This window comes from Cedecea neteri NBRC 105707 = ATCC 33855 (assembly GCF_001571265.1).
GTDB classification, from domain to species: domain Bacteria; phylum Pseudomonadota; class Gammaproteobacteria; order Enterobacterales; family Enterobacteriaceae; genus Cedecea; species Cedecea neteri.
Map to the genome: position 1 here is coordinate 111,688 of NZ_BCTL01000022.1, position 13,805 is coordinate 125,492.

Annotated in this window: 9 protein-coding genes; 1 reads left to right on the forward strand and 8 read right to left on the reverse strand. The window is 56.6% G+C overall.

Annotated features, from left to right (window positions below; genetic code table 11):
- Window positions 1-20: 20 nt before the first annotated feature.
- The 8 genes from CNE01S_RS10735 to CNE01S_RS10770 form a co-directional block, all read right to left on the reverse strand.
- On the reverse strand, window positions 21-923 hold the full coding sequence (locus tag CNE01S_RS10735) for a DMT family transporter (protein ID WP_061275869.1): 903 nt from the start codon (window positions 921-923) through the stop codon (window positions 21-23).
- A 135-nt stretch (window positions 924-1,058) separates the two neighbouring features.
- Window positions 1,059-2,429: a macrolide efflux RND transporter outer membrane subunit EtsC gene (etsC, locus tag CNE01S_RS10740; protein ID WP_061275871.1), complete on the reverse strand. Its 1,371-nt coding sequence runs from the start codon at window positions 2,427-2,429 to the stop codon at window positions 1,059-1,061.
- A gap of 3 nt (window positions 2,430-2,432) precedes the next feature.
- A complete protein-coding gene (locus CNE01S_RS10745) occupies window positions 2,433-4,373 on the reverse strand; it encodes a MacB family efflux pump subunit (protein WP_061275873.1) in 1,941 nt (646 codons plus the stop codon).
- Entirely contained in the window at window positions 4,370-5,557 is a 1,188-nt protein-coding gene (gene etsA, locus CNE01S_RS10750) for a macrolide efflux RND transporter periplasmic adaptor subunit EtsA (RefSeq protein WP_061275875.1), read from the reverse strand. The genes CNE01S_RS10745 and etsA overlap by 4 nt, the downstream gene beginning before the upstream one ends.
- 192 nt (window positions 5,558-5,749) lie before the next feature.
- A complete protein-coding gene (locus CNE01S_RS10755) occupies window positions 5,750-7,153 on the reverse strand; it encodes a heavy metal sensor histidine kinase (protein ID WP_061275877.1) in 1,404 nt (467 codons plus the stop codon).
- The gene (locus CNE01S_RS10760) at window positions 7,150-7,836 is read right to left on the reverse strand and encodes a heavy metal response regulator transcription factor (RefSeq protein ID WP_061275879.1); all 687 of its coding nucleotides are present in this window, start codon (window positions 7,834-7,836) and stop codon (window positions 7,150-7,152) included. The genes CNE01S_RS10755 and CNE01S_RS10760 overlap by 4 nt, the downstream gene beginning before the upstream one ends.
- 2 nt (window positions 7,837-7,838) lie before the next feature.
- The gene (locus tag CNE01S_RS10765; protein ID WP_061275881.1) at window positions 7,839-10,895 is read right to left on the reverse strand and encodes an efflux RND transporter permease subunit; all 3,057 of its coding nucleotides are present in this window, start codon (window positions 10,893-10,895) and stop codon (window positions 7,839-7,841) included.
- Window positions 10,892-12,013, reverse strand: coding sequence for an efflux RND transporter periplasmic adaptor subunit (locus tag CNE01S_RS10770; RefSeq protein ID WP_061275894.1), 1,122 nt, complete (start codon window positions 12,011-12,013; stop codon window positions 10,892-10,894). The genes CNE01S_RS10765 and CNE01S_RS10770 overlap by 4 nt, the downstream gene beginning before the upstream one ends.
- A 216-nt stretch (window positions 12,014-12,229) precedes the next feature.
- Here CNE01S_RS10770 and ansP point away from each other — a divergent pair, with 216 nt between their 5' ends.
- Window positions 12,230-13,678 carry an L-asparagine permease gene (gene ansP, locus CNE01S_RS10775; RefSeq protein ID WP_061275884.1) on the forward strand — a complete coding sequence of 483 codons (1,449 nt, stop codon included), beginning with the start codon at window positions 12,230-12,232 and terminating at the stop codon, window positions 13,676-13,678.
- Window positions 13,679-13,805 lie beyond the last annotated feature (127 nt).

A 13,805-nucleotide genomic window follows, 5' to 3' on the forward strand; every position in this document is an offset into this window, starting at 1 on the left:
TTCGTTGCCGGGTGCCTGGCTTAACTTTTTACGGCCAGCATTTTCTTGTCCGGGCTTATCACCAGCCAGACGGAGAAACAGACAATCACCGCGCCGATAATAAACGCTTCGCTGATGGTTTCATGCAAAATGAGATACCCCCACAGCACGCCAAACGGTGGAATTAAAAAGGTTACCGTGAGGCTGCGTAGTGGCCCGATGTCGGCAATCAAACGGAAATAGAAAATATAGGCCACGGCGGTGCATAGAATACCCAAGCCCATTACGCTGAACCAAACATCGCCCTGCAGCCAGTTTATCGCAGGGCCAGTGGCCAGGCTCCAGCCAAAGAACGGCAGCAGGAAAAGCGTGGCCCCAATTTGGCTGCCGAAAGCGACGATTTTTGGGTCAAGCCCGCCTTTGTTGGAGATCCAGCGGCGGGTTAAAAAGCCCGCCACGCCGTAGCAGCTCGTGGCCACCAGGCAGGCAATAATCCCGGCGATTTTGTCCTCGTTTGACTGTGCGTCACCGACCGAAGTAATCACCATAATCCCCGCCAGGCCCAGCACTACGCCCAGCCATTTTCGCGCCGTTAATTTCTCACTAAAGAAGCAAAACCCAATAATGGCGCCCATTAGCGGCGTGGTCGCGTTTAAAATAGCGGAGTAGCCGGCCGGAAGCCATTTTGCGGCCAGGCAATACATAAAGAAAGGCAGCCCGGAGTTAATCGCGCCCAAAATAAGCGCCGAACGGAATTTCCCCTCAAAGCGAAAAGAAGACCTAAGGGTGAAAAGAATCACCGCCAGCCCGACAAAACCAAAAAACACCCTTAAAAAGGCCGTGTTTACCGCCCCAAATTCGGGGGCTGCTATTTTCATAAAAAGGAAGCTGGCTCCCCACACTGCGGCAAGAAATAACAGCCTGATATAATCTGACACACGCATGCCTTCACCCTTCCCCATAAAATAAGCGCTCGTTTATCATTTTGCTCGCTTAAACATGTTAAGCCAGCCAGACTTTAAACGAGCGCCAGAGAAAGAAAAACCGTTTTCTGTTTGTGGAGAATTAGTTAGCAAGATTTAGGGGAATTTAGACGACCCGCCAAATTCGAGATAAATTTTTGCCAGATTCTGCAGCTGATTAAAGCGATTTTCATCCAGCAACAGTTCCGCCTGACGGCGTTTTTCCTGAGCATCGAGCCAGAATGAAATACGCGCCGCTCCCTGACGGTAGCGCACTTCATTAAGCCGCTCGGACTTACGTGCCAGCGCCAGCCCCTCCCGGAGCCTTAATTCCTGCGCCAGCAGTTGATTGCGCAGGGAGAGTTCGTCTTCAATGCTGCTCATCGCTTTATAAAGCGACTGTTTAAACGCCAGCACTCGCTGCTCGTAATCGTTACGGGCGATTTTGACCTCCACGCCCCGCTGTCGCCACTCCAGGAACGGTAGCGTCAGGCTCGCGCCAACGGAACCGATTGGGTTATGCAGCACGTTCAGCAGCGAACTGCTGCCGGTGCCAAGAGAACCCGTCAGGCTGAATGCGGGATAGTATTCGGTTCGCTTGATATCAACATTGGCCAGCGCCTCACGTACCCGCCACTCTTGCGCGCTGATATCGGGGCGATGCATCAGCACGCTGGCAGGAATGTCCGCCTTAACCTGCGGCAGGGTTCCTTTTGGCAATGTCGTTGGTTCCACTACGGCGCTGCCCGGCGCAGTACCGAGCAATACTGCCTGCTGATTAAGCCCCTGCAGGCGGTCCCGCTGCAGCCCGGTAAGCCGGTTTTCCTGTGCCAGTAGACTTTGTTGAGCGTCAACGACATCCAGGGCTGAAGCACCGCCTGCACGATAGCGAGCCTCCGCCAGGCGCAGCGTCTCTTTTGCATAACCGATGCTCTGCTGGAGGACGTCGATTTGTTGGTTCACAAAGCCAATGCGCCAGTAATTATTGCTGGCCTCTGAAAGCAGCGTCAGCCGTGCGGCGCGTAAATCTTCTTCGCCGGCATGGCTTGCCCACTCCGCCGCATCGCGCTGGCGGGCTATTTTCCCCCAGAGATCCAGCTCATAGCTGGTGCTGAGGCTGGCTGAACTGCCTTTTGTCCAGCCGGACGAGTTATTCAGCGGGGTTTTTCCGTCTACGCCCAGCGAACCTTTCAGCCCAGGATCGTTGGTGATACCGACTCTTTCCGCATCCAGTCGCGCCCGGTAGACCCGCAGCATGGCGATAGCCACATCGTTATTGCTTGCCATGACCTGGCGCAGCCAGCTATCGAGGTGCGGATCGTTAAACGCTTTCCAGTCGAACGGGGCAATGTCTCCGGCCATCTCGCTCTTGTTCCAGTTGGCGGGATAGCTCACTTCGGGTGAGTGATACTCGCTTTTAAGCGTATTGGCACAGCCTGCGCTGAGCGCGGCGGCAAGGCATAAAGACAAAGGTGATAAAATTTTCATAGGTTACTCGCTGGCCAGTGAAACGACCGGGTCCATCCTTGCCGCTTTGCGGGCGGGGAGATAACCGAAGATCATGCCGATTAACGTTGAACAGAAAAACGCGGCGGCAGCGGCCTGCCACGAATAAATAGCCGTGAACATTCCGCCCGCCAGGGCGGTAAATAACGCGCCTGCGGCATACGAAAGCGCAATCCCCAGCGCCCCGCCGATCAGGCAAACCAGCACGGCTTCAATCATAAACTGCTGCATGATGTCGCTCCGTCGCGCGCCTACCGCCATGCGCACGCCGATTTCATGGGTTCTTTCGGTCACGGAGACCAGCATGATGTTCATCACGCCGATACTGCCGATCATCAGCGAAATGCAGGCGACCATCAGAATCAAAATGCTGAAGGTCATCGAGGTGCGTTCGATAGATTTTCTGATCTGTTCGAAGTTATAGAGCTGGAAATCTTTCACGCCGTGGCGCTGGGTTAGCAGCTGTGAGATGGCGCTTACCGCCGCCTCATTAGCCACATTGTCTTTGAGCCGGACGCTGATGCTGCTCAAAACCGGTTTGCCTACCATGCGGTACATCACCGTGCTGTAGGGCATCCACACGGTAATGCGGTTAGGCGCGTAGCTCCGGTTGTTACTTTGGGCGATACCCACCACGCGAGCCGGAACAGAACCCAGAAAAACGATTTGCCCCAGCGCCTGCAGCCCTGCGTCGTCGAACAGCGCTTTGCGGGCGTTCTCATCGATAATCACTTCCTGCAGCGCGTTACGATCGTCCCTGAAGGTCGCCCCTTGCAGAAGCTGAATGCCGTTTACGCGGAAGTGATCTCGCCCGACGCCGTTGATCGAAGCGGTTGCGGATTTACCGAGAAAACGAATGTTGTCTGAGGCGCTAACCTCCGGGCTTACGCTGTCGACAAAGCCCTGCTTCGCCAGCGCCTCAGCGTCTGCCGGCACCAGCGTTCGAATGCCCTCGATGCCGCCATCAAAGAAATCCCTGCCGGGATAGATGCTGACCACGTTGGTGCCGAGATCTTTAATATTCTCCAGCGTCTTTTGCTTCGCGCCCTCGCCCAGCGCCACAACGGTGACCACGGCGGCAATCCCGAAAATTATCCCGGTCATGGTTAGCGTGGTACGTAAACGGTGGGCGTTCATCGCTTTGAGCGCCATTTGCAGCGATTCACGCGTCCGGTCGAGCAAACTTTGCCAGCGGCTTTGCCGGGTAAGGTTGGGCGGCGGCAGCGTTTCCGTGGCTGTTACGCAACTGCCGCTATCAGCGATAATTTCGCCGTCGCGCAGTTCGATAATACGCTGTGCGTGCTGCGCCACTTTCATATCGTGGGTCACCATCACCACCGTATGACCGCGCTGGTTAAGCTCGCTCAGGATGGCTAACACTTCCTGCCCGGACTGAGAATCCAGCGCGCCGGTCGGCTCATCCGCCAGAATGATTTCCCCGCCGTTAATCAGCGAGCGGGCAATACTCACGCGCTGCTGCTGGCCGCCGGAAAGTTCGCCGGGCTTATGGTGCTCACGGCCTTCCAGCCCAAGCCTGCCTAGCAAAGCAGCCGCCCGCAGCCGACGTTTGTCGCGCTCGCTGTTGGCGTAAATAGCCGGGATCTCAACGTTGCCCAGGGCGCTAAGGTCTGGCATCAAATGGTAGCGCTGGAAGATAAAGCCGATATGTTCCCGGCGCACCCTGGCCAGCTCATCCGGCGAAAGTTGAGCGGCGTTTTGCCCGCCGATGAAGTAATCCCCGCTGTCGGGCACGTCAAGGCAGCCCATAATGTTCATCAGGGTCGATTTTCCCGATCCCGAGGCACCAATGATCGCCACCATTTCGCCTGCAGCGATGGTCAGATTCACGTTTTTCAGGACGGTCAACGCCTGGCCGCCGTTGCCGTAGGTCCGGCTAATGCCCTTTAGCTCAATGATGTTACTCACAGCACAAACCCTTCCCCAGGCGCTTTGTCACCCGGCTGTGAAAGCACAACATTTTCTCCGACTTTTACGCCCTCGAGGATCTGAATATCGACGCTGTTGGTAATCCCGGTTTTCACCTCCCGGGTTTCCAGCTTGCCGTCAGCCCGCAGTACCTGTACCTGCTGCTTATTTCCTTCAGCTTTATGCACGGCCTGAATAGGCACCAGCAGCGTGTCTTTAGCCTCACCTGCAAGCAGCGTGACCTGCGCCGTCATCGCAATGCGGAGGCGATTTTCTGGATTGGGAACGTCGAGCAGCGCGTTGTAATAGACGGACGCATTAGAAGTGCCGGAGCCAGATGCCGTGCTGCTCCCGGCGAGAGAGTCATCTTTCATTACCGACTCCGGCGCCAGTTCAACGGTACGCAGCGTCGCGTCATAGTGTTTGTCAGGTTCAGAGAAAATCGTGAAGCGGGCTTTTTGCCCTGCAGAAATTTTGGTGATATCCGCCTCAGAGATCTGCGCCTTGATGGTCATGACGTCGAGACGAGCCAGCTTGATGATGGTCGGCGCGCTCTGGCTGGAGTTCACGGTTTGCCCCTGCTGCGTGACAACGGCGATAACAATACCGTCCATTGGCGCCACGACTCGCGTATAGCCAAGATCGACTTTTTTCTTATCTACCTCTATCTGCGCCTGAACCAGTTTGGCATTCAGAGACAGCAATTCTGCCCGCGTGGTGGCAAGCGTGGCCTCTGCGGACTCAAAATCTTCACGCGAACTGGCATCTTCGCTCAGCATCTGGCGCTGGCGTTTGAACCGCAGTTCCGATTGTTTCAGGAGCGCTTGCTTAGCCTGCAGATCGGCTTTGACTACATTGAGCGCGGCTTCGGCGTTACGCAGTTCGTTCCGCTGCGGCACATCATCAATATCGGCAATCGACTGCCCTTTGGTCACATGGTCGCCCAACTTCACTTTGAGCGACTTGACCTGGCCTGAAACCTGCGCCCCTACGTTAACGCGTTCGATGGCGTCGATGCGCCCGGTTGCCAGCACGGAATTTTCGATATCACCCTTGCGCACGGGGGCCGTGACGTAATCAGGTACATCCGGGCTTCTGAGGAAGAAGACCAGAGCGAGGGTCAGGGTGACAATCAGCAGCACGGCCAGAGCGATGGCACGGCGAGAAAAGTGTTTCAATAGCATTGTGCAGGTTTTCCATAACAATAAAAGCGATGATCCCAGGGCCTCATAGTGAACGCCCCAGTCTCTACTGGAGCTAAACACGACGCATCTGTTTAGATTTCATCCTGAAGAGGACAAAGGGCTGCCTGTTTACGTCACTGAGACTCATTCAGCTTAATATTGTTCCTGTAAGGAGAGATTATTCTGTGCGATTCAAACCTTATCGTGCCGCGGGAGTGACAGCGTAAACATACTGCCGCGCCCGGGCTCGCTGACCACGCTGATTTTCCCGCCGTGCAGTTCGGCGATGGTCTTCACAATCGCCAGCCCAAGCCCGGTGTTTTCCGTGGCACTTCGCGCGGCTTCCCCTCGGAAGAAACGGTCAAAGATAAGCGGCAAATGCTCGGGCTGAACGCCCTCGCCGTCATCGCTCACGCTTAACAGAACCTGCTCATCGTCGATTTGTGCACCGAGCGTAATATGCCCTTTTTCTGGCGTGTGACGCAGGGCATTAGAGAGCAGATTGGAGAGCGCCCGCTGGATAAGTTGCCGATCGGCATAGAATGAAACGTCCCCGCGGCTTTCGAGGGTAATCTCTTTTTCTTCCGCCAGAATCTCGTAGAAACCAATCAGTTTTTCGAATTCATGCGCGCTGCTGAGCCACTCCTCGTTTAGCACCTCGCGGCTGTTATCCGCCCTCGCAAGAAACAGCATCGAGGAAATCATGCGTGAAAGCCGTTCACCCTCTTCAATTATCGCCGCCAGCGTTTCCTGATACTCCTCCGCGCTGCGATCTTTGGTCTGAATCACGCTGGCGGCAGAGATCAGATTGTTTATCGGCCCGCGCAGCTCGTGGGCAATGTCCGATGAAAAACGGTTGAGCTGATGGAATGAAGCTTCAAGGCGCATCATCATGCGGTCAAACGACGCCGCCAGCGCGTGCAGCTCCGGTGGCCAGCGCTGATCGAGGATCCGGGTATGCAGATCGTTGGCGTGAATTTTCTCAATTTCGGTGGTGATGGTGCGCAGCGGCGCTAAGCCCCGGCGGGCAAGCCACCAGCCAAAGGCGGCAAACAGCAGAATCGCCAGCGCGGCGAAAATCTGCATTCGCTTGTAATAGGTATTGATGATTTCATTGTTGCCGGAGACGTTGAGCGCCGCCTGTACCAGCCATTTCTGGTTATTTTTAAGGGTAAAAAGCGTGGAAGTAATTAAGTATTTTTGCCGGATATTCCCGGCACGATAGTGCCATTCCCGGTAGCTAAAGCTGGGGGTTGGCAGCGGAAAATCCTGCTCCGGAATAACCATGTTGTTAGACTGCGCGTACACCTTGCCTTCCGGGCTGAAAATGCGCAGCGACAGGCGTTCCTGCCGCACCACGGACTCCAGCAGCTCGGTTTGCCACTCCTCGCCGTTGTCCTGCCGCTCGCCAATCGCCGTGGCAATTTCCTGCTGAAACTGGATAGAACTTTGTAGCTCCAGCTCATCTTTATGATTGAGCTGCTGGCGCATGGTCGAATAAAGCACGCCGGACACGCTGTAAAGCACGATGGCCATCGTGACGGAGAAATAGAGCGTCAGCCGCGCGGTGATCGACAAATGCGACAGTTTTATCATCCGCGTAATTCCAGCACGTAGCCCGCGCCGCGCAGGGTATGCAGCAGTTTGTCGTCGAATCCGTCGTCGATCTTGTTGCGTAAACGGCGGATGGCGACGTCAATCACGTTAGTTTCCGGGTCAAAATTCATGTCCCACACCTGTTCGGCAATCACCGTGCGGGAAAGCACCTCGCCGGAACGACGCATCAACAGACTTAGCAGCAGAAATTCTTTTTGCGTCAGCTCTATTCTCACTCCGGCACGAGAGACTTTGTGGCGCAGAAAATCGAGCTTCAGATCGCCCACCTGCAGCAAGTTTTCTTCAAGAATCGCGGTCGGTGGCGCGGAACGGCGCAGGATCACCCTCGCCCGAGCCAGCAGTTCGCTAAAGGAAAATGGTTTGATCAGATAGTCTTCCGCGCCCAGTTCGAGGCCGTGAACCCGGTCCTCCACGTCATCCCGCGCGGTAAGAAACATAATCGGCGTTTGTTTTCCGGCCTGGCGCGCCATTTCGATTATCTTCCAGCCGTCGATCCCCGGCAGCATCACGTCGAGGATCGCCAGATCGTAATCCGTGGTCAGAAGGTAATGCAGACCGTCGATACCGTTCCCGGCGACGTCGACCACGAAATCGTTCTCGCGCAGCCCTTTGGCAATGTATTCAGAGGCCATTTTCTGATCTTCCACCAGTAAGATTTTCATCGTCACTCCTTCGTCCCTTGTGGGTTGCCGTCAAACAGCAGGAACAGCACCGGCGTAATAAACAGCGTGATCAGCTGCGAGAACAGCAGGCCGCCGACAATCGCCACGCCCATCGGCTGGCGCAGCTCGGCTCCCGCGCCCAGACCAAGCGCAATGGGGATAGCCCCCATGATTGCGCAAAGCGTGGTCATCATTATCGGGCGGAACCGCTGTAAACAGGCCTGCATAATCGCATCGTGCGGCGTCATGCCGTGTTCGCGCTGGGCCACTAACGCGAAATCTATCATCATGATAGCGTTCTTTTTGACAATCCCTATCAGCAGCAGAATACCAATCATCGCAATAAACGTAAGATCGAGATTAAACAGCCTGAGGGCCAGCAGCGCCCCGACCGCCGCCGACGGCAGGCCAAGCAGAATGGTCAGCGGGTGGATCCAGCTTTCATACAGCACGCCGAGAATCACGTAAATCACCGCCAGCGCCAGCACAATCAGCCAGATCTGGCTGCTTTGGGACTGCTGGAACAGCGCCGCCTGCCCGGCGTAAGTGCCGAACACCGAAGACGGCAGATGAATCGCCTGCTGGGCCTGGGCAATGGCCGCCGTCGCATCCGACAGCGATTTTCCCGGCGCAAGATCGAACGAAAGCGTAATCGCCGGAAGCTGCCCCTGATGGTTGACCGCCGTCACGCCCTGGGTGCGGGAAATCGTCGTGAAGGTGGTGATTGGCAACAGCGCCCCACTTGATGACCGGACATAAATTTTCGACAAGTCGCTTTCGTCCTGCCGGAACGGGTCCTGAACCTCCATGATCACTTCGTAACTGTCTTCCGGGGCATAAATCGTGGAAACCTGGTAAGTCCCGAAGGCGTCATACAGCGTGTCGCGGATCTGCTGGATATCCACGCCCATCAGCGAGGCTTTATTTCGGTCGATAACCAGTTGGGCTTGCAGCCCGTTCAGCTGCGCGTCGGTATTCAGGCCGACAAACACCCCGCTTTTTTGCATCTCTGCCATCAGCCGGTTGGCCCAGTCGTTGAGGCTGGTATCGCCGCTGCTCACGGCCTGCAGCGTGTATTGATAGCTGCTTTTCGCACTGCGGCCGCCCACGCGCAGGTTTTGCACCGGGCTGAAATAAACTTTAATGCCCGGTAAATAGCCGGTTTCTGCCCGCAGCTGTTTAAGTACCGCAGCCATTGGCGGGCGTTGGCTTTGATCCTTAAGCGTCAGGCTTAGCTGGGTGGTATCGTGGTCAACGCGGGTCAGCACGTCGCTCACGCTCGGATCTTTCATCAGCGTTTTACCCAACTGCTGCGCCACGCCGAGGCGGCCCAGGTAAGACATATCCTGCGGCGCATCAATGCTGGCGGTTATCTGCCCGATATCCTCCTGCGGGAAGAAGCCTTTGGGCGAGTACCAGTAAAGCCCGATGGTCAGCGCAATCGTGCTGAGCGCGACGCCGATCATAATCACGCGATGAGACACGGCCCATTCCAGCCCGTTGCCGTACTGGCGGCGCAGCGCTTCGAACCCGCGCTCAAAGACCTGGCTCCAGCGCGGTTCAGGTTTGTCTTCCGGCGTGTGTTCACGGATAAGTTTCGGCACCAGCAGCGGAATAATGGTGAGCGATGCCGCAGCGGAAACCAAAATCGTCAGCGACACCACATAGGCAAATTCGTGGAACAGCAGGCCAATCGTCCCCGGCATAAAGAAGATCGGAATAAACACCGCCACCAGCGACAGCGAAATAGAGATAACGGTGAACGCTACCTCTTTCACCCCTTTCAGCGCAGCGCGATAAGGCGTTTCGCCCTCTTCCATGTAGCGCATGATGTTTTCCAGCACCACAATCGCGTCGTCCACCACCAGGCCTACGGCAATGGTCAGACCCATCAGTGAGATATTGTCCAGGCTCAGCCCGAAGGCGTACATCAGGCCGAACGCGCCGAGCAGGGATATCGGCAAGCTGAGCGCAGGAATGATCGTCGCCCGAATATGGCGCAGGAACATCAGGATAACCATCACCACCAGGGCGATGGTCAACAGCAGCGTAAGCGTCACGTCATGAATCGCCGCGCGGATCGACAGCGAGCGGTCGTTAAGAAATTTTACGCTCACCGACGACGGCATCTGCGCCTGCAGTTTTGGCATCAGCTGGCGAATCGCGTCGATAGTGGAAACAATGTTCGCGCCGGGCTGGCGCTGCACGCTCAGCACAATCGCACGATTGCCGTTAACCGCGCTGTAGCTCAGCGTATTTTCAATGCTGTCCTGCACGTTGGCCACATCCGAAAGTCTCACCGGCTGGCCGTTACGCGTGGCAACAATGACTTTGGCGAAGTCGGCCGCGTTGCGCAAATCACCGCTGGTTTGCAGCATCACCATCTGGCGCTTACCGTCCAGTTCACCGATCGGCGAGTTGTTATTGGCGTTTGCCAGCGCGGTATGCACGTCTTCCAGCGTCAGATTGGTGGCCGCCAGCTTGTCCGGGTTCACCTCCACGCGAACCGCGTAGCGTTTTTGCCCCAGCACCGTCACCTGCGCCACGCCGTTTAAGGTAGAAAGCGCGGGCGAAATCAGGTCGTCCGAAAAGCGGTTAAGATCGGAGAGCGCCATCGACGGCGAGTCGATGCCGATTTGAATAATTGGCGCGTCCGCCGGGTTAATTTTGCGGAATGACGGCGGCGTGGTCATCTGCGACGGCAGCTGTTTTAACGCCTGATACAGCGCGGACTGCACGTCCACCGCCGCAGAATCGATATCCCGCGACGGATCAAATTCAATTACGATAGTGGTCGCGCCCTCCAGGCTGTTGGAGGTCATGTTCACCACGCCAGGAATGGTCGACAGCTTTTTCTCCAGCGGCGTGGCCACCGACGAGGCCATGGTTTCCGGGCTGGCGCCGGAAAGCGAAGCGCTGACCTGAATCGTCGGCGTGTCGTAGTTGGGCAGCGCGGCAATCGGCAGTTTAAACCAGCACACGGCACCGGCGACCATCACCGCCAGCCACAGCAGCATCACGGCAATCGGCCGTTTCAGGCATTGTTCGGCAAAAGTCATGATGCTGCCCCCGCAGGCGCGTTAACCACCTTCACGGCCATACCCGGCCGCAGGGCGTTGGCTCCCTCCAGCACCACTTTCATTCCGGGCTGTATGCCGGTCACCACGGCCATCTGCTGCTGGATGCGCAACAGCGTGACCGCTTGCGTTGTGGCGTGCATTTGGGCGTCGATAACGTAGACAAAATGCCCGTCCGGGCCGTCCTGCACTGCCTGAGGAGGCAAAACAACGACATTCGGCGTGTTGCCTGCGCTGACCGTAATATTCTGGTAGGCACCCGGCCAGAGCTGGTTTTCACCGTTGGCGAAGCGAGCCTTAAAGTTCACCGTACCGCTGTCCTGGCTGACGGTGTTATCAATGAAGCTGAGCGTGCCGGTCACCGGTTTTCCGCTGGCGTCGGTCACCTGCACGTTTACCGGCCCCTGGTGCTGGGCGGCAACTACCGCGTTCAAGTCCTGCTCCGGCAGCGTAAATTCTGCGCCAATTGGATCAAATTGATTAATGCTGACCATCGGCAAAGTGCTGCCCGGCTGAGCAAGGCTACCAATATGCACGTTCAATGCGCCGGTTTTGCCGCTTACCGGGGAATAGATACGGGTATAGGCCAGTTGGGCCTGCGCGGTGTGAATATCATCCTGCGCGGATTTGTACTGTGCCGCCGCCTGCTGTTGCGCACTGACGAGTGTGTCCCAGTCGGAGGAAGAAATGTAGTTGGTTTTCAGCAGCGGCTGCCCGCGGCTGAGATCACGGTTGGCTTTATCCAGTTCGGCTTTAATCACGCCTAACTGTGACTGAGCGTGGCCCAGCGCGGCCTGCTCTTCGGCATCATCCAGCACGAACAGCAGTTGCCCCTGCTTCACAAAATCACCCTCATGGAATGCAACCTGACTTACCGGGCTGGTGATTTGCGCGCGAATATCCACCTCGTTGAGCGACACGAGGTGCCCCTGGGTGGAAAACGTCAGCGGCAGCGTTTTACTGACTGCCGCGATCAGGCTGACTTTCGGCAACGTCGTTTTTGTTTGCGTTGCCGGCGAAGAGGCCTGGGAGTACAGCCAAAGTCCCGCCGCCCCCGCCAGCACGCAGGCCATCGCCAACCTTTTTTTTGACCATTTCATGTTCATGATGCAGCGCTTCTTTGAGTCCTGGTATAGCAGGAATGTTACGCCCGTCACACCAACAGAACGCCGCCACTAAAATGACAAGTTTGTAATTTTGCTTCTCATTCAATTTTCTGCCAGGATTCCTCGCCCTCTTTTTCACGGCCTCCGCAGCCAGAATTAACGGGCGGAAAAGGACGGCGCTTTTTAACTCAAAGGCAGACAGGAATCTCAATGAAAACAAAGACTGAAGCGGAACACCGCGCCGCCAAACGGCGCTGGTTGAATTCTCAGGACTCAGGGTATCACCAGGCGATGGGCAACCGTCACGTACAGATGATTGCCATCGGCGGCGCCATCGGTACCGGCCTGTTCCTCGGCGCAGGTGCGCGCCTGCAGGCGGCAGGGCCCGCGCTGGCGTTAATCTATCTGGTTTGCGGTATTTTCTCTTTCTTCATCCTCCGCGCTTTGGGCGAGCTGGTTATCCATCGCCCTTCCAGCGGCAGCTTCGTTTCCTACACCCGTGAGTTTCTCGGTGAAAAAGCCGCCTACGTTTGCGGCTGGATGTACTTCGTCAACTGGGCGATGACCGGGATCGTGGATATCACCGCCGTGGCGCTCTATATGCACTACTGGGGCGCATTCGGAGATGTACCGCAGTGGGTCTTTGCCCTCGGCGCGCTGGCCGTGGTCGCGGCGATGAACATGATTGGCGTGAAGTGGTTCGCCGAGATGGAGTTCTGGTTTGCGCTGGTCAAAGTGTTGGCTATCGTCGCCTTCCTGATTGTCGGCACCATTTTCCTCGGCACAGGGAAGCCGATTGACGGTAACAGCACCGGCTTCCACCTGATAACCGATAACGGCGGCTTCTTCCCTCACGGCCTGCTGCCCGCGCTGGTGCTGATTCAGGGCGTAGTCTTCGCATTCGCCTCTATTGAATTAGTCGGCACCGCGGCCGGGGAATGTAAAGACCCGAAAACTATGGTGCCGAAGGCGATCAACAGCGTTATCTGGCGTATCGGCCTGTTCTATGTCGGCTCCGTCGTGCTGCTGGTTCTGCTGTTGCCGTGGAACGCCTATCAGGCAGGGCAAAGCCCGTTCGTGACCTTCTTCTCGAAGCTCGGCGTGCCTTACATCGGCGACGTGATGAACATCGTGGTGCTGACCGCCGCGCTCTCGAGCCTGAACTCCGGCCTGTATTGCACCGGGCGAATTCTGCGTTCGATGTCGATGGGCGGCTCCGCACCGCAGTTCATGTCGAAGATGAGCAAGAATCAGGTGCCGTATGCCGGGATTCTGGTCACCAGCGGCGTGTACGTGCTTGGCGTGTTCCTGAACTACCTGGTGCCTTCCCAGGTGTTTGAAATTGTGCTGAATATGGCGTCTCTGGGCATCATCACCTCCTGGGCGTTTATTGTGCTGTGCCAGATTCGCCTGCGCAAGGCGATTAAAGAAGGGAAAGCGGACGACGTGAGCTTCAAGCTGCCGGGCGCGCCGTTTACCTCATGGCTGACGCTGCTGTTCCTGCTTGGCGTTCTGGTGCTGATGGCAATGGACTACCCGAACGGGACGTTCACCATTGCTTCTATTCCGGTGCTGGCGATTCTGCTGACGCTGGGCTGGTTTGGCGCACGTAAGCGCGTGCATGAAGTGGCCCAACAGGTTCACGATCACCACGAGTAGTGCCCCTCACCCTGACCCTCTCCCCGCCGGGGAGAGGGGCTCAAGGCCCGATGGGATTCTGTTTTTTCACAGGGTTCCGTTCACCTATAACCTGGATTATCTCTGTAACAACCTTGCACGGTGAACG